This is a genomic window from Nocardia sp. NPDC004711, from assembly GCF_053601595.1.
This window is the reverse complement of sequence record NZ_JBSGCB010000026.1, coordinates 18,393-38,660: the sequence shown is the minus strand read 5'-3', so window position 1 is coordinate 38,660 and position 20,268 is coordinate 18,393. Positions and strand designations below refer to the sequence as shown.

The 20,268-nt window shown below is 68.7% G+C and carries 21 protein-coding genes; 7 read left to right on the top strand and 14 right to left on the bottom strand.

What is annotated here, in order from left to right:
- The first annotated feature begins 146 nt into the window (after positions 1–146).
- A complete protein-coding gene (locus ACWEKS_RS25985) occupies positions 147–1,346 on the top strand; it encodes an FAD-dependent oxidoreductase (RefSeq protein ID WP_452342478.1) in 1,200 nt (399 codons plus the stop codon).
- A 72-nt stretch (positions 1,347–1,418) separates the two neighbouring features.
- Here ACWEKS_RS25985 and ACWEKS_RS25980 read toward each other — a convergent pair whose 3' ends face one another.
- Both ACWEKS_RS25980 and ACWEKS_RS25975 read right to left on the bottom strand, forming a co-directional pair.
- Complete coding sequence (locus ACWEKS_RS25980; protein ID WP_452342477.1) at positions 1,419–3,455, bottom strand: MDR family MFS transporter; 2,037 nt, start codon at positions 3,453–3,455, stop codon at positions 1,419–1,421.
- A gap of 97 nt (positions 3,456–3,552) precedes the next feature.
- Positions 3,553–4,209 (bottom strand): TetR/AcrR family transcriptional regulator, encoded by a 657-nt coding sequence (locus tag ACWEKS_RS25975; RefSeq protein WP_452342476.1) that lies wholly within the window; start codon positions 4,207–4,209, stop codon positions 3,553–3,555.
- A gap of 121 nt (positions 4,210–4,330) precedes the next feature.
- On the opposite strand from ACWEKS_RS25975, the gene ACWEKS_RS25970 reads away from it, so the two are divergent.
- The 3 genes from ACWEKS_RS25970 to ACWEKS_RS25960 all read left to right on the top strand — a co-directional run bounded on the left by ACWEKS_RS25970 (position 4,331) and on the right by ACWEKS_RS25960 (position 6,186).
- Complete coding sequence (locus ACWEKS_RS25970; protein WP_452342475.1) at positions 4,331–5,206, top strand: oxidoreductase; 876 nt, start codon at positions 4,331–4,333, stop codon at positions 5,204–5,206.
- Between the two features lie 90 nt (positions 5,207–5,296).
- Complete coding sequence (locus ACWEKS_RS25965) at positions 5,297–5,773, top strand: transcriptional regulator (RefSeq protein WP_452342474.1); 477 nt, start codon at positions 5,297–5,299, stop codon at positions 5,771–5,773.
- Positions 5,774–5,820: 47 nt separating this feature from the next.
- Entirely contained in the window at positions 5,821–6,186 is a 366-nt protein-coding gene (locus ACWEKS_RS25960; RefSeq protein WP_452342556.1) for a DUF3817 domain-containing protein, read from the top strand.
- A gap of 190 nt (positions 6,187–6,376) precedes the next feature.
- On the opposite strand, the gene ACWEKS_RS25955 is transcribed toward ACWEKS_RS25960, so the two are convergent.
- The 10 genes from ACWEKS_RS25955 to clpS form a co-directional block, all read right to left on the bottom strand.
- Complete coding sequence (locus tag ACWEKS_RS25955; RefSeq protein ID WP_452342473.1) at positions 6,377–6,985, bottom strand: non-canonical purine NTP pyrophosphatase; 609 nt, start codon at positions 6,983–6,985, stop codon at positions 6,377–6,379.
- Positions 6,982–7,752: a ribonuclease PH gene (gene rph, locus ACWEKS_RS25950; protein ID WP_452342472.1), complete on the bottom strand. Its 771-nt coding sequence runs from the start codon at positions 7,750–7,752 to the stop codon at positions 6,982–6,984. Before rph ends, ACWEKS_RS25955 begins: the two co-directional genes overlap by 4 nt.
- A 72-nt stretch (positions 7,753–7,824) precedes the next feature.
- Positions 7,825–8,589: a cyclic nucleotide-degrading phosphodiesterase gene (locus ACWEKS_RS25945; RefSeq protein WP_452342555.1), complete on the bottom strand. Its 765-nt coding sequence runs from the start codon at positions 8,587–8,589 to the stop codon at positions 7,825–7,827.
- 68 nt (positions 8,590–8,657) lie between these two features.
- Positions 8,658–9,362, bottom strand: a complete 705-nt coding sequence (locus tag ACWEKS_RS25940; RefSeq protein WP_452342471.1) for a rhomboid family intramembrane serine protease — start codon at positions 9,360–9,362, stop codon at positions 8,658–8,660.
- Positions 9,363–9,450: 88 nt separating this feature from the next.
- Positions 9,451–10,413 (bottom strand): cysteine synthase, encoded by a 963-nt coding sequence (locus ACWEKS_RS25935; RefSeq protein ID WP_433564876.1) that lies wholly within the window; start codon positions 10,411–10,413, stop codon positions 9,451–9,453.
- Positions 10,414–10,415: 2 nt separating this feature from the next.
- A complete protein-coding gene (locus ACWEKS_RS25930) occupies positions 10,416–10,694 on the bottom strand; it encodes a MoaD/ThiS family protein (protein ID WP_452342470.1) in 279 nt (92 codons plus the stop codon).
- Positions 10,695–10,744: 50 nt separating this feature from the next.
- Positions 10,745–11,176, bottom strand: coding sequence for a M67 family metallopeptidase (locus ACWEKS_RS25925; protein WP_354850204.1), 432 nt, complete (start codon positions 11,174–11,176; stop codon positions 10,745–10,747).
- A gap of 115 nt (positions 11,177–11,291) precedes the next feature.
- Positions 11,292–12,359: a P1 family peptidase gene (locus ACWEKS_RS25920; RefSeq protein ID WP_452342469.1), complete on the bottom strand. Its 1,068-nt coding sequence runs from the start codon at positions 12,357–12,359 to the stop codon at positions 11,292–11,294.
- A gap of 33 nt (positions 12,360–12,392) precedes the next feature.
- Positions 12,393–12,962, bottom strand: coding sequence for an oxidative stress transcriptional regulator AosR (gene aosR, locus ACWEKS_RS25915; protein ID WP_364621944.1), 570 nt, complete (start codon positions 12,960–12,962; stop codon positions 12,393–12,395).
- Positions 12,963–12,984: 22 nt separating this feature from the next.
- Positions 12,985–13,341: an ATP-dependent Clp protease adapter ClpS gene (gene clpS, locus ACWEKS_RS25910; protein WP_379387882.1), complete on the bottom strand. Its 357-nt coding sequence runs from the start codon at positions 13,339–13,341 to the stop codon at positions 12,985–12,987.
- Positions 13,342–13,478: 137 nt separating this feature from the next.
- Between clpS and ACWEKS_RS25905 the strand changes: the two genes are divergently transcribed.
- From ACWEKS_RS25905 to ACWEKS_RS25895, 3 genes are all read left to right on the top strand, one after another.
- Complete coding sequence (locus ACWEKS_RS25905; protein WP_452342554.1) at positions 13,479–14,789, top strand: nicotinate phosphoribosyltransferase; 1,311 nt, start codon at positions 13,479–13,481, stop codon at positions 14,787–14,789.
- 320 nt (positions 14,790–15,109) lie between these two features.
- Positions 15,110–15,679 (top strand): isochorismatase family protein, encoded by a 570-nt coding sequence (locus ACWEKS_RS25900; protein ID WP_452342468.1) that lies wholly within the window; start codon positions 15,110–15,112, stop codon positions 15,677–15,679.
- 115 nt (positions 15,680–15,794) lie between these two features.
- A complete protein-coding gene (locus ACWEKS_RS25895; protein ID WP_452342467.1) occupies positions 15,795–17,846 on the top strand; it encodes an ATP-dependent DNA helicase in 2,052 nt (683 codons plus the stop codon).
- A gap of 158 nt (positions 17,847–18,004) precedes the next feature.
- Here the strand turns inward: ACWEKS_RS25895 and ACWEKS_RS25890 are convergent, their stop codons facing one another.
- Both ACWEKS_RS25890 and ACWEKS_RS25885 read right to left on the bottom strand, forming a co-directional pair.
- The gene (locus tag ACWEKS_RS25890; RefSeq protein WP_452342466.1) at positions 18,005–18,523 is read right to left on the bottom strand and encodes a DoxX family protein; all 519 of its coding nucleotides are present in this window, start codon (positions 18,521–18,523) and stop codon (positions 18,005–18,007) included.
- Between the two features lie 162 nt (positions 18,524–18,685).
- Positions 18,686–20,047, bottom strand: coding sequence for an NCS2 family permease (locus ACWEKS_RS25885; RefSeq protein WP_452342465.1), 1,362 nt, complete (start codon positions 20,045–20,047; stop codon positions 18,686–18,688).
- Positions 20,048–20,268 lie beyond the last annotated feature (221 nt).

Here is a 20,268-nt window from a genome sequence, read left to right as displayed (position 1 = left end):
CCGAAGCCCGGGAACACACCGTCTCGAACCGCGTCCGTGCAGGCGAACCCGGCACCGAGTTTGGCAACTACAGGATAACTGGGTTCTCCACGCGCGGGACGGTTCGGGGTTTTCGACACCCTGCGAACACTTCTCGGGAGAGAACCATGTCCATTCGTTCCGCACTCGTCATCGGCGGCGGCATCTCCGGCCCCGTCACCGCCACCGCGCTGCACAAGTCCGGTATCGACGTCACCGTCTACGAGGCCTATCCGGGTCCCGCCTACGGCATCGGCTCCAACCTGGCGCTCGCGCCCAACGGCGTGGCCGCGCTCGACATCGTCGGAGCCGGCGACGCGGTGCGCGCCCACGCGGTGCCGATCAGCGGATCCTCGATGTCGGTCAACGGCAAGCGATTCGAGCTGCCCGGCATGACCGATATCGAGCCGCTGCGGGTGATCGACCGCGCCGACCTGCACCGGGTACTGCACGACAGTGCCGTCGCCGCCGGGGTGCGCTTCGAGTACGACAAGCGGCTCATCGAGGTGGAGGAGCACGCGGGCGGGGTGACCGCCATCTTCGCCGACGGCAGCAGCGCGACCGCGGATGTCCTCATCGGCGCGGACGGAATCCGCTCCACCGTGCGCACCCTGGTCGATCCGAAGGCCCCCGGGCCGACGTACCTGCGCATGCTCAGCTTCGGCGCGTACACCGACTGCCCGATCGAGCTGGAACCGGGCATGATGACCTTCGCCTTCGGCCGGCGCGCCTATTACCTGTACTGGGCCATGCCCGACGGGCGGGTCTCGTGGGGCGCGAATCTGCCCAGCGAGCAGTACTACTCGCTGACCGAGGCCCGGGCCGTCCCCGCCGAGCGGTGGCTGCGCACGCTGCGCGAAACCTACGCCGGGGAGGATCCGGGCGAGCAGCTGGCCCGCAGCACCACCCCGGCGCAGCTGGCCGTGATCGGCGCGCTGCACATCATGCCGCCGGTGCCGCACTGGCACCGGGGCCGGCTGGTACTCACCGGCGACGCCATCCACGCGCCCAGCAACACCTCCGGGCAGGGGGCCTCGCTGGCCATCGAGAGCGGGATCGAGCTGGCCCGGTGCCTGCGCGATATCGACGATCCGGCGCGGGCTTTCGCCACCTACGAGGCGCTGCGGCGGCCGCGGGTGGAGGGGGTCGCGGCCCGCGTCGCCCGGATGAACCAGACCAAGGCCGCCGGGCCCGTCGCCCGCAAGGCCATGCAGCTGATGATGCCGCTGCTGTTCAAGCGGATGGATCCGGAGAAGCTGCTGGGCGGTGAGCAGCGCTTCCGGATCGACTGGGACGCCACCGTGCGGCCCGCCACCGTGCCGGTCTGATCGTCGAGCGGCCCGGCCATCGAAAACCGATGCCCCGCTGTGGATTCCGCGGCGGGGCAGCGGACGCCACGGTCAGCGCACCGGCAGGACGTCCGGGCGGTCGGCCTCGTCGAGCAGCTTGGTGGCGATATTGTCGATGGCCTGATCCAGCAGGACCCGATCGGCGGCATCGGTGGAATCCCAATCGGTGAGCTCGGTTTCGAGCCAGCGCTTCCACGCGCCGCGCACCCGGTCCACCTCCTGCACGCCCTTGTCGGTGAGTGCGAGCTGGTCACCGTCACGGCGCAGCAGACCCTCGCGTTCGGCCTTGTCGTATACCGGGCCGATCAATTCCACCGGGATCCAATGGGTTCGGGCGATGTCGTCGATGGTCGCCGTCCCCCGCAGGCGGTTGTACATGCGCACCTGACCCAGCGCCCACGCCTCGTCGCGGCCCAGCGAACTGCCCGCCGCCGCCAGGATTCCCGGATCCGGCACGCCATTGTCGCGCTGCTTGCTCAGCACCCGCGCGACGCAACGCTCGAGTTGCACCAATCGATCGGCGGAGTCCGGCACGGAGAACTGCTCCCCCACATCGGTGGCCTCGGCACGCGCGCTGTCGCGGAGTGTCACCTGCTTCAGGAAGAACGCCACCACGACACCGAGCAGCGCCACCGGCACCACCCAGCGGAAGACGAAGTCGATGGAGTCCGCGTAAGCGTGAATGATGGGTGCGGACTGCTGTTTCGGCAGATCCCGCAGCACCGCCGGATTCTGCGCCGCCTGCGGCGGGACCCGCGCCTCGATCAGCGCCGCCTCCAGATTCGGGCGCAGCTTGTTCGTGTACAGGGTGCCGAACACGGTGGTGCCGAACGCGCTGCCGATGGTGCGGAAGAAGGTGACGCCGGAGGTGGCGGTCCCCAGATCCGAGTACGGGACGCTGTTCTGCACGGCGATGGTCAGCACCTGCATGGCCAGACCGACACCCAGACCGAGGATCAGCATGTACACCGACATGACCCAGAAGCTGGTGTTCGCCCCCATCGTCGACATCAGGTAGAGCCCCAGCGCCATCACCGCGCAGCCGATGATCGGGAAAGCCTTGTAGTGCCCGGTCTTTCCGACGATATTGCCGGACAGGATCGACGTGAAGAACAACCCGACCACCAGCGGCAGCGTGCGTACTCCGGACGCGGTCGCCGAAACACCCTGCACGTATTGCAGATACGCGGGCAGGTAGGTCATGGCGCCCAGCAGCGCGAAACCGACGATGAAGCTCAGGATCGAGCACACCGTGAACACGTTGCTGCGGAACAGGTGCATGGGCAGCATGGGTTCGGGGGCCCGGAACTCCGCGGCCACGAAGGTCGCCATGAGCACCACCGCGGCCGCGAACAGGCCGATGATGGTGGGCGAGCCCCACGCGTATTCCTGCCCGCCCCACTCCAATCCGAGGATCAGGCAGGCGACGCCGACCGCGATCAGCGCGATGCCGAGGTAGTCCACGATCGGTTTGACGACCGCCCTGGTCATCGGGATGGTGCGGGCCGCCAGCGCGATCATGACGATGGCCAGGGGGACATTCACGTAGAAACACCAGCGCCAGCTCAGGTGGTCGGTGAACAGCCCGCCCAGTGTCGGCCCGATGACGGTGGTGATGCCGAAGACCGCGCCCAGCGCGCCCTGGTACTTGCCGCGTTCGCGCAGCGGGATGACATCGGCGATGAGGGCCATCGAGGTGACCATGAGCCCGCCCGCGCCCAGCCCCTGCACCGCGCGCGCCACGATGAGCAGCGTCATGCCGTTCGCGAGCCCGGCGACCATCGAGCCGACGATGAAGACGGCGCCGCTGATCTGGAACACCAGCTTGCGGCCGAACAGGTCGCCGAACTTGCCGGACAGGGCGGTCGCGATGGCCTCGGCCACCAGGTAGGCGGTGACCACCCAGGCCATGTGCCCGGCCCCGCCCAGATCCGCCACGATGGTCGGCAGCGCCGTGGAGACGATGGTGGAATCCAGCGCGGCCATGAGCATGCCGAGCGCGACGGTTCCGAAGATGACATTTCTGCGGGCCCGGCTCAGCGGACGAGGCAGGGCAGGCTTCTCTGCGGTGGCGCTGGCACCGGTCATCGGCCCAGTATGTGCCGCTCACCAGCCACTCTGCGGCAACGACACGGCGCCTCGGCCATTCCAGCAGAGCGACCGATCAGTTCGTATGCGGCACCGGTCAGTTCGTCCGCACCGCGTACCCGCCGAGCGCGGGCCCGAGGGTGTCGAAGGCCGCGGCCACCTGCTCGCCCAGCACAGCGGCGATGGCGTCGTTCGACTCCCCCGCGACCGTGCGCCGCAGCACCTCCTCGAACAGGGTGCGATGCACGCCGCCCAGCAGTGCGGCCGCGAGCCGGGCGGTGAAATCATCTGCGGCGCAACCGGTTTCCAGCGCCAGCACCTCGGCCAGCCGCCGCTCCCGGTCCTCGTGGAACTCCCGCAGCCGCGCCACCAGCGCGGGGCTGCCGGTGATCAGGGCGGCGAAGTCCGGCCCGGAGAAGCCGGCGAGCACGGCATCCTTGTCCGCGACCGCGGCCAGATACACCCGCCGCAGCGCGGCCAGCGCCGACTCACCGGCCCGCCGCTCGCGCACCGTGACCGCCGGACCCGCGACGAAGGCGTCGTGAATATCCAGCACCAGGTCTTCCTTGCGCGGGAAGTAATTGGTCACGGTCATCTTGGCCACCTCGGCCGCCTCGGCGATCTCGGCGATGGTGACATTGTCGTAGCCGCGGTCCAGGAACAGCCGGGTGGCGGTGTTCGAGATGTTCTGTCTGGTCTGCAGCTTCTTGCGCTCGCGCAGGCCCAGCGGCGCGGCGGTGGGCGGAGATGCCATGAAACCATTATCATCACCATTTTATGACTGTCACAAGTTTGCCCCGGCCCGCGAGGGCTACCGCCGGAACTTACTCTGAAGTAAGGTCGAACAAACGACTCGAATTGTGAGGTCAGCAGCCATGGCATGGAAGCCCAGCGAAATCCCGGACCAGACCGGACGCACCTTCGTGATCACCGGCGCCAACGGCGGGCTCGGCGAGCAGACCACCAAGGTGCTCGCGGGCAAGGGCGCCACCGTCATCATGGCCTGCCGCAATGCCGCCAAGGCCCAGGAGGTGGCCGACCGCATCGAGGGTGACGTGCGGGTGGCGAGCCTGGACCTGGCCAGCCTCGACTCGGTGCGCCAGTTCGCCGAGGGCACAGGCGAATTCGACGTGCTCATCAATAACGCGGGCCTGATGAACATCCCGTTCTCCCGCACCAGGGACGGCTTCGAAACCCAGTGGGGCGTCAACCATCTCGGCCACTTCGCGCTGACCGGGCTGCTGCTGGACCGGATCGGCGACCGGGTGGTCACCCTGGCCTCCATCGCCCACAAGCAGACGCCCAAGCTGTGGATCGACGACCTCAACTACGAGCACCGCCGCTACCAGCGCAATCTCGCCTACGCGCAGGCCAAGCTGTCGAACCTGATGTTCGCCCGCGAACTGCAGCGGCGGCTGACCGAGGCCGGTTCGGCCAAGCGCTCCTACGCGGTGCACCCGGGCGTCTCGGCGACCGACCTGTTCGCCCACACCGAAACCGTCCTCGACAAGATCTCGAAGCCGTTCATCCGGATCGTGGGCCAGTCCCCGTACCACGCGGCCTACTCCTCGCTGTTCGCCGCGACCAAGACCGACGCCGACCCGACCGTCTACTGGGGTCCCACCCGCTGGTTCGGCAGCCAGGGCCCGGTCGAGCCCTCGCCGTCCAGCAAGATCTCGCAGGATCCGGAACTGCTGCGCCGGCTCTGGACCGAGTCCGAACGTCTGACCGGGGTCACCTACAAGTTCTGAGCCTCGTGCCCGGGGCCCGTCGCATGATCCGGTGCGGCGGGCCCTGCTGTTACCCACCTCCTACTACGCAGTGCGTAGTCCCCAGGTACCGTGGAGTGCGTGTCCGCTCCCCATCGCCGCCCGGCTCTGATCGTGTTCGTGGTCGTGGCGTTCGCGGCATGCCTGGGGCTGGGCTACTGGCAGTGGACCCGTTTCGAGTCCGGCGGCGGCACCTATCAGAATCTCGGCTACGCGCTGCAATGGCCGTTGTTCGCCGGATTCGTGGTGTGGGCCTATGTCCGATTCGTGCGCCTGGAGCAGGAAGCCGAGCAGGACGACGCTCCGGTGTCCGAACCGGATGCCGCCTCCACGCCGGCCGGCGCCCCCGCCGACCGGCCGCGCCGGCCGAAACCCACGGCGCCGCGCGAAATCCCGGCGGGCCTGCTGCCGGAGCGCCCGAAAGCCGCCCGGGACGAGGATCCCGAGCTCGCCGAATACAACAGGTACCTGGCCGATCTGCACGCCCGCGACATGGACGACAGGGTTCGTGACGCCGGTCTGCACCACACCGAGAGGAGCGCCGGTTGAGCACCCGCGACAACTCCGCACCATCCCCCGTCGCCGGTGACACCACGCTGGCACCCCGCCCACTCGGCGCCGCCGCGCCCGCGAAGATCCGCGGCGCGCTGACCCGCTACCGCGCCCTGGCCTACATCACCGGTGTCTGGCTGCTGGTGCTGTGCGGTGAGATGGTCTACAAGTACCTCATCCTCGACGACAGCAGCACCGCCCCGCACTGGCTGTTCTACATCGGCCAGGTGCACGGCATCTTCTACATGATCTACCTGGTCTTCACCATCGACCTCGGCATCAAGGCCCGCTGGAAGCCCGCCACCACGGCCCTGACCTGCATCGCGGGCACGATTCCGTTCCTGTCCTTCGTCTTCGAGCACTACCGCACCCGCGAGGTCAGAGCTCTCACCGCCTCTCCGGGACTCTAGCGGGGGGCTCGGGAGGCGTTGACTGTCGCGCACCCGTGCCGGCGGTCGGGTGCCGAAACCATCTCGGACGTACCCGGGGAGTTACCCCGAACGGCACGAGATCACTTGCCGACCTCTCGATCGAGCTACCCGCGAATGTCCGAACGGGGTTCGGGACCAGGTCCCGAACCCTGTTCGCGTCCACGGGAATTCAGTTGCCGGCGAGGGCAGCCAGCGCCGGGAGGAGCTGACGCAGGGCGCGGCCGCGGTGCGAGGCGGTATCCTTCTCGGCCGGGGTGAGCTGGGCGGAGGAGACGTCGCCGCCGTCCGGGAAGAACAGCGGGTCGTAGCCGAAACCGCCGTCGCCCACCGGCTTCCGGCCGATCACACCCGGCCATTCGCCGCGCACGACCTCCTCGACGCCCTCGGCGACCAGGGCGCAGGCGGAGACGAAGCGGGCGCCGCGGCGCTCGTCGGGGACGTCGCCGAGCTGGGCCAGCAGCAGTGTGTTGTTGGCCCCGTCATTGCCGTGGGTACCGGACCAGCGCGCCGACAGCACGCCGGGCATGCCATTGAGCGCATCCACCTCGAGACCGGAATCATCTGCGACGCAAGGCAATCCGGTGGCTGCGAAACCGTCACGGGCCTTGGCGACGGCATTGCCCTCGAAGGTGGCGGCGGTCTCGGGGGCCTCGTCGTAGGGCGGCACGTCGTTCAGCCCGACGATCTCGATGCCCGCGATACCGGCCTCATCCAGGATGCGGCGCAGCTCGTTCAGCTTCTTGGCATTGCGGCTGGCGACCAGGAGGCGGCGGGTCATCGCTTCTTGGACTCTCCGGGCTCCGGCAGTACGCCCGGGTAGGGCAGCGCGAGGGCGGCCTTCTGCACCACGAACAGCTGCTCACAGCCCGCCAGCGCGGAGTCGAGCAGCTTGTCCAGGGTGGAGCGCGGGAAGGTGGCGCCCTCGCCGGTGCCCTGGATCTCCACCAGGGTGCCGGTGTCGGTGGCGACCACGTTCATGTCGACCTCGGCGCGCGAATCCTCCTCGTACGGCAGGTCGAGCCGCACCCGGCCGTCGACCACGCCGACGCTCACCGCGGCGATGGCGCAGGAGATCGGTTGCGGGTCGGCCAGTTTCCCGGCCGCCCCCAGGTAGGTGATGGCGTCCGAGAGCGCGACGTACGCGCCGGTGATGGCGGCGGTGCGGGTGCCGCCGTCGGCCTGCAGCACATCACAGTCCACCGCGATGGTGTTCTCGCCGATGGCCGACAGGTCGATGCAGGCGCGCAGCGAACGGCCGATCAGTCGCGAGATCTCCTGGGTGCGGCCACCGACCTTGCCCTTCACCGACTCTCGTCCCGAGCGGGTGTGCGTCGCGGCGGGCAGCATGGCGTATTCGGCCGTCAGCCAGCCCAATCCGGACTCGCGCCGCCACGGCGGCACCCCGTCGGTGACGCTCGCGGTGCACATCACCCGCGTCTGCCCGAACTCCACCAGCACGGACCCCGCCGGGTGCGTGGTGAAACCGCGGGTGATCCGTACGTCGCGGAGTTCGTCATCCGCCCTGCCATCGGCTCGTTTCGACACGGCCCTCAGCGTAGTGGCCGATGATCCGCTGTCGCCCGCGCCCCGCTGAATAGCGTCGGCGCGTGGCGAAGATCAGATGTCGAAGACCTCGCCCGGGGAGACCGCGTGCACGGGACCGCTGAAAACCGCCTTGGCTTCGGCGATGACGTCCTCGCGGGAGGTCCACGGGGGAATGTGGGTGAGGAGAAGTTCGCCGACGCCGGCCTGGGCGGCGATCAGGCCCGCCTCGTGGCCGGAGAGGTGGATGCCCGGCGGGCGGTTGGCCGGGTCGTGGGTCCAGGAGGCCTCGGAGAGCAGAACGTCTGCGCCGCTGGCCAACTCGAAGACCTCGTCGCACAGGGCGGTGTCGCCGGTGTAGACGAGGGTGCGGCCGGCGGCGGTGGAGATGCGCAGGCCGTAGGACTCCGGCGGGTGGTACATGCGGCGGGCCTCGACGGTGTGGCCGGGGCCGAAGGGCGACGGAACGTCCGCCTGCCAGACCCGCATGTCGATCACGTCGGACCAGTCGTCGGTCTCGCCGCCGATCTCCGCCGAGGCGTTGCCGATTCGCAGCGCGCTGTCGGTGGGGCCGTAGACGACGGCCTTACCCGTGGGCGGATTGGGGTGGTAACGGCGCCACACCAGCAGGCCCGGCAAATCCAGGCAGTGGTCGGCGTGCAGGTGGGTCAGGAAGATGTCGACCTCACCCGGATCCAGGTGGCGCTGCAGCGCGCCGAGTACCCCGGGGCCGAAATCGATGACGGTCGGTGTCATATCCGGGCCGGTCAGCAGGTAACCCGACGCCGGGGAATCCGGGCCGGACACGCTGCCCGAGCACCCGAGGACGGTGAGGCGCATTCCCCCATGCTGCCACGCTGCATTCTCACTCAAGGAGGGATCCCCCAAATCGCCGACCGCGTCCAGCGTCACCCCTGCGACGCGAGACGGCCGGCGTCAGCCCCACGACGATGACGACGTTCATTCCCAGAGAGTACCCATCCGGCAACCACTCCACCTATCGCCCCGAAAAGATGTCCTTGCCAAGAGATTTCCGGGTTGCCGGGCAGAACGCCCCACAGGATCGAACCGTAGAGCACCGCCACCGCGACTCCGACCGCGATCTGCAACACATTTCGCGCGAACCAGCCCCAGCAGATCAGATATGTGAGCCAGCCGAACACCAGCACCGAGGCGCCGACCGACACACTGTGCGGCGGCGCCGTGAACCACTGGCCCACCCCGGCGATCACCCAGATGATGGCCGTCGCCGTCAGCCCCCGCCCGATCCCGGTCAGCAGGGTGAGCAGCCCGAGCACGATCACCGGCAGCGTGTTCCCGAACAGATGCCCCCAATTGGCATGCAGCACAGGCGCGAACAGAATGCCGGCCAGCCCGTCCTCGCTGCGCGGCTTCACCCCCGCCTGATCCAGCTCGTTGTTCGTGAGGCTGTTGACCCCCTCCACGAGATACAGCAACGCTGTGAATCCCAGGGTCAGCGCAATGGCGCGCTGCCACAGCAACTTCAGAGCACCATTCCCGTCCGACCCGCCCGCCGGCTTCGCCAGCTGCCCCCGCAACCGCGCGATCCGATCCGGATCGAACGACGCGCCCATCCCGCTCCCGCCGCTCATAGCAAGACCTCCTAGCCGCCCTGCCCCGAGCCTACCGCCGTACCGAGTCGGACCGCCTCGGGGAAATCCCCGAGGCGCCGGGGCCGAGTCAGGCCCAGAGCTGGCCGTCGAGCTTCTCCTCGGCCTCTTCGAGGGTGCCGTCGTAGGCGCCGGTGGAGAGATATTTCCAGCCGCCGTCGGCGACGATGAAGGCGATGTCGGCGCGCTTGCCGGCCTGCTGGGCCTTCTTGGCGACGCCGAGGGCGGCGTGCAGGATGGCGCCGGTGGAGATGCCCGCGAAAATGCCCTCTTCGAGGATCAATTCGCGGGTGCGGCGGACGGCGTCGTAGGGGCCGACCGAGAAGCGGGAGGTCAGGACGGACTCGTCGTAGAGCTCGGGGACGAAGCCCTCCTCGAGATTGCGCAGGCCGTAGACCAGTTCGCCGTAGCGCGGCTCGGCGGCGACGATGTCGATGCCGGGGACCTTTTCACGCAGGAAGCGGCCGGTGCCCATGAGCGTGCCGGTGGTGCCCAGACCCGCCACGAAGTGCGTGATCTCGGGCAGGTCGGCGAGGATCTCGGGGCCGGTGGTCTCGTAGTGCGCCAGCGAGTTGGCCGGATTGCCGTACTGGTAGAGCATCACCCAGTCCGGATTCTCCGCGGCGATCTGCTTGGCCAGCGCCACAGCCTGATTGGAGCCGCCCTCGGCCGGGGAGTCGATGATCTCGGCGCCGAACATGGTGAGCAGCTGCCGCCGCTCCACCGAGGTGTTCTCCGGCATCACGCACACCAGGCGATAGCCCTTGAGCTTGGCCGCCATGGCCAGCGAGATACCGGTATTGCCGCTGGTGGGTTCGAGAATCGTGCAGCCGGGCGTGAGCCGCCCGTCGGCCTCGGCCTGCTCGATCATGCGCAGCGCCGGGCGGTCCTTGATGGATCCGGTCGGATTGCGGTCCTCGAGCTTGGCCCACAGCCGCACGTGCTCGTCACCATCCCACTGCGGGGACAGGTTCTTCAACCCCACCAGCGGGGTGTTGCCCAGTGTCGCGATCAGCGACTCGTAGCGCGCCACGATTAGCGCGCGCCGCCGGCGACCGCCGGGAGGATGGTGACGGTGCCGTGCTCGGGCACCTCGGCCTCGAGCCCGCCGCTGAAGCGGACATCCTCGTCGTCGACATAGATGTTGACGTAGCGGTTGAGCTTGCCGTCCTTGAGCAGCTTCGCCTCCAGGCCCGGGTAGTTGGCCTCCAGGTCGGCGATGAGGGCGGCCAGGGTCGCGCCCTGGGCCTGAACCCGCTTCTCGCCCTTGGTGATCGGGCGCATGATGGTCGGGATGGACACGGTGACCGGCATGAGGGGGACTCCTTGTGTTGTTCCGGCGGGCGGGATGCGATGAAAGTCGTTCAGGCGTCGGCGGATTCGCTATAGGCGGCGACGATTTCGACGGGCTCCTCGGTGACCTCGCCCTCGAGGATCCGATAGCTGCGCAGGTCGTGCCGCTCCGGATCGCGGGTGGAGATCAGCACGTAGTGGGCATTGGGCTCGGACGCGAAGGCGATGTCGGTGCGGCTCGGGTACGCCTCGGTGGCGGTGTGCGAGTGGTAGATGACCACCGGCTCCTCGTCGGCGGCATCCATCTCCCGCCACAGCCGCAGCTGCTCACCCGAGTCGAACTCGTAGAAGGTGGGCGAGCGCGCGGCATTGATCATGGGGATGAACCGCTCGGGCCGATCGGAGCCCTCTGGACCGGCGATGACACCGCACGCCTCGTCGGGGTGGTCGGCGCGCGCGTGCGCGACCATCGCCTCCACGAGGTCGGCCCTGATCACCAGCACAGTCGCATCCTTCCGCTCGACGCCCGCGGCCGAACGGCCGAAACGCTGTCGTCAACAGGTGAGACTAGGCGGCTATTCCCGATGAACCCGGTCACACCCCGGCGCCCCGCACCCGTCACGGCGGCGACCCGAACAGGTCACGGTAGGCGGGGATGCCCGCCACCGAGGTCGCCGACAGGATCGCGTCCACGATCGCGCGCTCCACGCAGACCGCCGCCGCCGTGCACAGCTGGTCCAGGATCAGCAGATCAGCGGGGAAGGCCGGAGGCATCGGAAGCGCCGGCGGCTGCGCGGCGGTGCCGGTGGACAGCGCGAACAGGGTGTCGCCGTCCAGCGGCGAATGCGCCGGCCGGATGGCCCGGGCCAGTCCGTCGTGCGCGGTCGCGGCCAGCCGCTTGCAGGCCGCGGGATCCAGCGCCGCGTCGGTCGCGACCACGCCGATGGTGGTGTTGAGCACGGTTCCCTTCACCGCGAGGGCATTCGCGGCCGCCAGCTGTTCGGCGGTGGCCGGGCGCAATCCGAAATGCTCCGGGCCGTCGGTGCCCGCGCCCCACGGCAATCCGGTGCGCGGGTCGAAGACCGAGCCGACCGGATTGGCCACGATCACCGCGCCGACGGTGATGCCCGCCGCCGGGCCGTCGGTGAAACGCACACTGGCCGTGCCGATCCCGCCCTTGATCGACCCCGCCCGCGCGCCCACGCCCGCACCGACCGACCCGCGCTCGAACGCCGGGTCCGCGGCCTCCGCCGCCAGGAAACCGAAATCGGCGTCGGGCCGAATGTTCCACGCCCCCACCGGAAGATCGAAGATGACCGCCGCGGGCACGATCGGCACCACGCGGGACGGGTCGGCCGGATCCATCGGGATGCCCTCCCGGTGCTCCTCCAGCCAGCGCATGACGCCGTCGGCCGCGGCCAGCCCGTAGGCGCTGCCGCCGGTGAGCAGGATCGCATTCACCTGCCGCACAGTGTTTCCCGGGTCCAGCAGGTCGGTCTCGCGGGTGCCCGGACCGCCGCCCCGCACGTCCACCGCGGCCACGGCCCCGTCCGGCACCCGCACCACCGTGCAGCCGGTGGCCGCGCCCGACCCGAGGGTGGCGTTCGCATCCAGCACGTGGTGCTGACCGACCAGGACGCCGTCGACGTCGGTGATCGAATTACGTGGTCCCGCACCACTGTTCACGGCAGTTCCTCCTCGGTGGCCACGTCCGCTGCCCTAGGGCGCGAGCGCCTGGATCAGTGAGTCCTGCATCCAGGTGAGCCAGTGGTAGACCTCGAGGCTCGGCCCGCGCGGATCGTCGTCCGGGAAATGGTCGGGCGTGTCGGTGGTGATGTCCAGAGCCGTGCCGAGGGCCAGCCGCACGTCGTTGAGCGCGGTGAGCCAGGCGTGCGCCTGTTCCTGGCTGATGATGATCTTGCCGCCCTGCGGCGGCAGCGTTTCCAGGATGACCAGCCCGGCGGCCACCTTGGACTCGATGATCTCCGGCTCGTGCAGGCTGCGCAGGGCGCTGTTGAGGCCGGCGCGCTCGGCGTCGGGGGAACCCGGTTCGGGGCGATGGAAGTCCGGCAGCAGCCGGGCCAGCCGCGGATCATCGGGCGGCTCGGTGTTGCCCGTCTGTAGCCCGGTCAGCTCCGCGAGGTCGTCCTCGGGCGCCGAACGGGCCCGATCGGTGAGCAGTCCGGTGACGGCCCCGACCAGCGAACGCAATACCTCCGCCTCGTGGGCGTCCATTTCCGAACGCAGTTTCGGCCCGCCCAGGGAGGTCTTTCTGCTCCACTTCCGCACGGGGTTACCGTAGTCGTCCTGTTCACTCGTCACGTTGCATGGTGGCCCACAGCCCGGCCGCGTGCAGCCGCTGGACGTCGTGCTCCATCTTGTCGCGCGAGCCGGCGGACACCACGGCCTTGCCATCGTTGTGGACCTTCAACATCAGCTCGGTTGCCTTGCCTTTGCTGTAGCCGAAGAGCTTCTGGAAGATGTAGGTCACGTAGTGCATGAGGTTGACCGGATCGTCCCATACGACGGTCACCCACGGCCGGTCCTCGGCCTCCAGAATCTCGGAATATTCAATGGCCTCCGGTGTCGCCTGTGCCGCCGACATAGTCACGTTGACGCCCGCCGGACCGGCGGCGACCCGGACAACGTCCTGATTACACAGACCCATAACAACCAGGGTACGACCTGAGAACACAGAAACAACAGCCCGCGCGACACGCCGTCCCGACGTGGACGTGAGATCGATGCCCGGGCGTGGCGCACGGTCGGTGGTACGGCCGTCGATGTGCTTAGAGTGTTCCCGTGATGATCGCGGACGGACTGACCAGTACGGCCTTGCTGACCGACCAGTACGAGCTCACCATGCTGTCGGCAGCGCTGGCCGACGGTTCGGCCCAGCGGCAGTGCACCTTCGAAGTATTCGCTCGCAGGTTGCCGAACGGCCGGCGCTACGGTGTGGTCGCGGGGACCGGGCGGTTGCTGACGGCCCTGAGCGAATTCCGTTTCGGCGAACCCGAACTCGCGGTCGCCGGGCGTTTCCTGAACAACCGCACCCTGGAGTGGCTGCGCGACTACCGCTTCCGCGGCGACATCGACGGCTACCGCGAGGGCGAGCTCTACTTCCCCGGCTCACCGATCGTCACGGTGCGCGGCACCTTCGCCGAATGCGTGCTGCTGGAAACCCTCATCCTGTCCATCTACAACCACGACAGCGCCATCGCCGCCGCGGCCGCCCGCATGGTGAGCGCCGCCGGCGGCCGCCGCATGATCGAAATGGGTTCGCGCCGAACACACGAACTCGCCGCCCCCGCCAGCGCCCGCGCCGCCTACCTGGCCGGTTTCGACGCCACCTCCAATCTGGAGGCGGCCCGCAGTTACGGTGTCCCCAGCGGCGGCACCAGCGCACACGCCTTCACCCTGCTGCACAGCGGCGCGGACGGCGCGCACGAGGCGGCCGCCTTCCGCAGCCAGGTCGAGGCACTGGGCGTGGGCACCACGCTGCTCGTCGACACCTTCGACATCACCCGCGGGGTGGCCGCCGCCATCGAGGTGGCCGGGCCCGAATTGGGCGGTGTACGCATCGATTCCGGTGATCTGGGTGTGCTGGCCCGGCAGGTGCGCGAGCAGCTCGACGCGCTGGGCGCGGTGCGCACCCGCATCGTGGTGTCCGGTGACCTGGACGAATACGCCATCGCCGCGCTGCGCGCCGAACCGGTCGACGTCTACGGCGTCGGCACCTCGCTGGTCACCGGCTCCGGCGCGCCGACCGCGGGCATGGTCTACAAGCTGGTCGAGGTGGAGGGCATCCCGGTGGCGAAACGCAGCTCCCACAAGGAGTCTCGCGGCGGCACCAAGCGCGCGGTCCGGCTGGCGCGGCGCACCGGCACCATCGTCGAGGAAATCGTCTACCCCGCCGCCGCGGCCCGCCCCGACCCGGACGGCTTCGACATCCGCGACGTCCAGGTCCCGCTGGTCCGGAATGGCGAGGTGCTGACCGGCCGGCCCACCCTGGCGCAGAGCCGGGAACTGGTGGCCAAGAGCCTGATCAGCCTTCCCTGGGAGGGCCTGAAGCTGTCGGCTGGCGAACCCGCGATTCCGACGACGTTTCTGAGCTGACCCGCCACCACAGCCCCGCCGCGATCACCGCGGCGGGCGCGGCGAACAGGGCCGTGCGCACCAGCGCGCCCAGCAAGTCATCGGCCTCGAACGAGATCTCGTGCCACGCCAGATTCGCCACCACACTGGCGAGCTCGAACGCCACGAAGAACCGCAGGGCCATCAGTGCGGCACTTTTCATCATTTCCCCCGTTACATTTCGTCTCGGCCCACGATGGAGCGACCGATGCTGCCGTGGACCGGCCGGGCGCCGGGCGGCACAATGCAATACGAGCGGCGCGCCGTTGTGGTTCAGCCGCCGATTCCCGGGAGGTCCGCGCATGAGCCGAGCCCTGATCGTCGTCGACGTCCAGAACGATTTCTGTGAAGGCGGATCACTGGCCGTCGCGGGCGGCGCGGCCGTGGCCGAGCGCATCACCGAATACCTGGGCGTCTCCGACTACACCGCCATCGTCGCCACCCGCGACTTCCACATCGACCCGGGCGCGCACTTCTCCGAGCAGCCCGACTACGTCGACACCTGGCCCCCGCACTGCCGCGTCGGCACCCCCGGCGCCGACTTCCATCCCAGCCTGAACACCGGGCCCATCCAGGAGATCTTCTCCAAAGGCGCGTACACCGCGGCCTATTCGGGCTTCGAGGGCACCGCCACCGACGGCTCGACCACCCTCGCCGACTGGCTGCGCGCCCACGCCATCGACGCCGTCGACGTCTGCGGCATCGCCACCGACCACTGCGTCCGCGCCACCGCCCTGGATGCCCGCGCCGCAGGCTTCGACACCCGGGTCCTCCTCGGCCTCACCGCCGCCGTCTCCCCCGTGACCCTGGCCACCGCCCTGGACAAACTTCGTGCCTCCGGCGTCGAACTGGCCGGAACACTGGAGAACTGACCCAGTACCCGGGCGGGTGCGAAGTCCTGCCCCTGATCGGCGGAAATCGGTCCTGCTGGGCGGCCCGCAGAGGTTTGCGCGAGGGTTGTCGGGGCGGCGCAGTAATCTGGCCGCCGTGCCCGAACTGCCTCCCGTCCCGAAGCTGTTGGCCACCGCTGTGCAGGCGTTGGGGGGTAGGGAGCGCAAGGGGCAGCAGACGATGTCGGCGGCTGTCGCGCACGCCATCGACACCGGCGAGCATCTGGCGGTGCAGGCGGGGACGGGTACCGGGAAGTCCTTGGCGTATCTGGTGCCGAGCCTGCGGCACGCGGTGCGGACCGGGCGGACCGTGGTGGTGTCGACCGCGACCATCGCGTTGCAGCGGCAGCTGGTGGACCGGGATCTGCCGCGGCTGGCCGATGCGCTCGCGACGCCGCTGGGTCGGGTGCCGCAGTTCGCGATTCTCAAGGGGCGCAACAACTATCTGTGCCTGAACAAGATCAACAGCGCCATTCCGGAGGAGCCGGAGGCCGAACTCTTCGACGCCTTCGCCATTTCCAAGCTGGGCCGCGAGGTGCAGCGGCTGAACGAGTGGGTGTCCGACACCGAGACCGGCGACCGCGACGAGCTCGCCCCCGGCGTCAGCGATCGAGCCTGGCGGCAGGTCAGCGTGAGCTCCCGGGAATGCCTGGGCAAGTCGCGCTGCCCGTTCGGGCAGGACTGCTTCGCCGAGAAGGCCCGCGCCGAATCCGGGCAGGCCGACGTGGTGGTCACCAACCACGCACTGCTGGCCATCGACGCCATCAGCGGCATCCAGGTGCTGCCCGAACACGATGTGGTGGTCGTCGACGAGGCACACGAGCTGGTGGACCGGGTGACCGGTGTGGCCACCGCCGAACTGTCCACCTCGGCCATCAGCGCCGCGGCCAAGCGATGCACGAAACTCATCGACGAGCAGGAGGTGGACCGGCTCGAGGGTGCGGCCGAGGCCTGGCACGAGCTGCTCGACGACCTGCAGCCCGGACGCTGGGACCGGATGCCGGACGGCGCGGCCCCCGTGCTCGCGCTCATCCGCGACGCGGCCTGGAACGCGCGCACCGCCCTGGCGCCGCAGGGCGGAAGTTCCGCCACCGGCGACCCGGAATCCGCGGCGGCCCGCAATCAGGCGCTGGCGGCCGTCGAGGAGGTGCACGACGCGGCGGTGCGGGTGCTGACCACCTTCGAGGAGTCCGATCCCGCCGCGCACCGCGATGTCATCTGGCTGGCGTCGGAGGATGTGCGCGGAGTCGCGCGCCGCACGCTGCACATGGCCCCGCTGTCGGTGGGCGGGCTGCTGCGCAGCCGCCTGTTCGGCACGGCCACCGTGGTTCTCACTTCGGCGACGCTGCAGATCGGCGGTTCGTTCGACAATCTGGCGGTGACCTGGGGCCTGCCGCCGCAGTCCTCGGCGACCGTGGACCCGGCACTGGCCACCGGCGCCGAGGCCCCGTCGGACGAGAAGACGCTGCGCTGGAATTCGGTCGACGTGGGTTCGCCGTTCGACCACGCCAAGTCCGGAATCCTTTATGTGGCAAAGCATTTACCCGCGCCGGGACGGGACGGGCTGCCGCAGTCGTACCTGGACGAGATCGAACGCCTCATCCGCGCGGCGGGCGGGCGCACCCTCGGGCTGTTCTCGTCCATGCGAGCGGCCAAGGCGGCCACCGAAATTCTGCGGGAGCGTCTCGACACCCCCATCCTGTGCCAGGGTGACGACGCCACCGGCGCCCTTGTCCGGAAATTCGCCGAGGACCCGGAAATCTCCCTCTTCGGGACACTTTCACTGTGGCAGGGCGTGGACGTTCCCGGCCCGTCGCTGAGTCTGGTGATCCTGGACCGGATTCCGTTCCCGCGCCCGGACGACCCGCTGCTGGTGGCGCGTCAGCGCGCGGTGGAATCGCGAGGTGGCAATGGATTCCTGTCGGTCGCGGCCAATCATGCGGCACTGCTGCTGGCACAGGGAACGGGCCGTTTGCTGCGCAGTGTGGACGATCGCGGCGTTATCGCAATTCTGGATTCGAGACTGGCGACGGCGCGCTATGGCGGTTATCTCCGAGCATCATTACCACCATATTGGGAAACATCCGATCCCCAAGTTGTGACAAAAGCTCTCGAAAGACTGACAAATAGTGTCGCGCAAATGAAATGAGCTTGTGAGAACAGTCACAGGGGTGGTCCCTACTTCCGATCAGAAGTAAATTGGCTTTCGATACTCCGGTGAACCCCCAATTCCCACATCGGATGTGTCCGTCGTCCCCGCGCCAAGCCCTGCACGCGGCGCGGGGACACCGAAACTTTCTTCCCGTCCTACTTCACCGCGAGGGTGACGAGCGCGGCCACCACGCCCAGCGCGACCGCCCCGGCGCCCCAGACCAGACCCTGGCGCTGCCACGGGCGGCCGGAGTCCAGCGACAGCCGGCCCGGCCCCGCGAAGGCGAAGGCGGCGGCTGCCACGGCGTACACCGCCGGCAGCTCCCACATTGCGAATCCGCCACTCCAGGTGGCGTGCACGGCATTGATCATGGTGCCCAGCGCGATGGCGCCGGCCAGCGGCGTCAGCAGGCCCAGCATCAGCAGTAGCCCGCCGGTGAGCTCGCTCAGGCCGGCCAGGGTGGCGAAGAACTTGCCCGGGTCGTAGCCCATGCCCTGGAAGCCCTGCGCGGTCGCGTCCAGGCCGTAGCCGTTGAACCAGCCGAACAGCTTCTGCGCGCCGTGCACGGCCAGTCCGCCGCCGAAGCCCAGCCGGGCGACCAGCAGGCCGATATCGGTGCCGCCGAGGCCGTTCGAGGCGGCGGCTCGGGCGGTGGCGTTCACGGTTGCGGTCATGTCGGGGTCCTCGTCTCTCGGGTCTGTACGGCTCGGCGGCGATCCCATCCGGACCGTGGTCCGTTTTGCACCCTACAGCAGGCCCCCAAACGAGACCGGGCGCGAGGCTATTCCGCCTCGCGCCCGGAAAGGGACTTCAGGGCCGGCCCCTGAGAGTCGGCTCTACTTGGCCAGGTACCAGAAGTAGTAGAGGAACACGGCCATCAGCGCCCACATGACCGGATGCACCTCGCGCGCACGCTTCTTGGCCACCATGACGATCGGGTAGAACAGCAGGCCCATGGCGATGCCGTTCGCGATCGAGTAGGTCAGCGGCATCATGATCACGGTGATGAACGCCGGGACCGCGTATTCCAGCCTGTTCCACTCGATTTCGCCCAGCGCCCGGGACATGAGCACGCCGACCACGATGAGCGCGGGCGCGGTCACGGCCGACACATCGGCGAAGGTGGCGAAGATCGGGAAGAAGAACAGGGCGATCAGGAACCAGCCGGCCGTGGTGACCGCGGTGAGGCCGGTGCGGCCGCCCGCCGAGACACCCGCGGTGGATTCGACATACGCGGTGGTCGAGGAGGTGCCGATGATCGCGCCCGCGGCGGTGCCGACCGAGTCGGCGGCCAGCGCTTGGCCCGCGCGGTCCAGTTTGCCGTCCTTGGTGAGCAGCCCGGCCTGGTTGGCGACGCCGATCAAGGTGCCGGAAGCGTCGAAGAAGTCGACGAACAGCATGGTCAGCACGACGACCACCATTTTCCCGGTGAAGGCGTCGGGCAGGTGGATGATGGCCTGGCCGAAGGTCTGATCCAGCCCGTGCGGCATGGCGGCGACCGAATTCGGCAGCTGCACCAGGCCGGTGACGATGCCGACCACGGTGGTGCAGAGGATGCCGTAGAGCACCGCGCCGTGCCAGCCGAGCGTCAGGAAGACGACGGTCACGACCAGGCCGAAGAGCGCCAGCAGGGTGGTGCCGTGGTGGAAATTGCCCAGGTGCACGAGCGTGGCCGGGTCGGAGGTGACGATGCCCGCGCTCTTGAGACCCAGGAACGCCACGAACAGGCCGATGCCCGCGCCGACCGCGAGCTTCATCTGCATGGGGATGGCTTCGATGATCTTCTCGCGCACCTTGGTGACAGCGAGGACGAAGAACACCACACCGGAGATGAGGGTGCCCGAAAGTGCTTGCTGCCACGGGATTCCCATGTGCAGGACGACCGTGTAGGCGAAGAAGGCGTTGAGGCCCATGCCCGGCGCGAGCGCGACCGGATACTTGGCCCACAGGCCCATGACCAGGGTGCCGAAGATGGCGGCGACGGCGGTCGCGGTGAAGACGGCCTGGAACGGCATGCCCTTGTCACCGAGGTCGCCGTGGTCGCCCAGGATCCGCGGGTTCACGGCGAGCACATACGACATGGCGAGGAACGTGATGGTTCCCGCCATGACCTCGCGCTTGAAGGTGGATCCGTGTTCGCTGATGCCGAAGTACGCGTCGACGCGCCCCTTGGTACGCGTGAGGACGTCGGTGGTCATGTGGGGTGTCTCCAGTCGGCGGGAGGGTAGAAGGCTGCCGTGGGCACCGTACTGGTCCGGATGGCACGATCTGTCACTGACCCCGCGAATTGTGGGCAATCACACCTGCCTGAGCGTTGTATTTCCGGTGCCGCCAGCGCAATTCGTCGGCTATTTAAATAACTACCGGCCGGTAATTTGAGAGTCTTGACCCCTATTGCCTGGAACGTTACAAATACGTA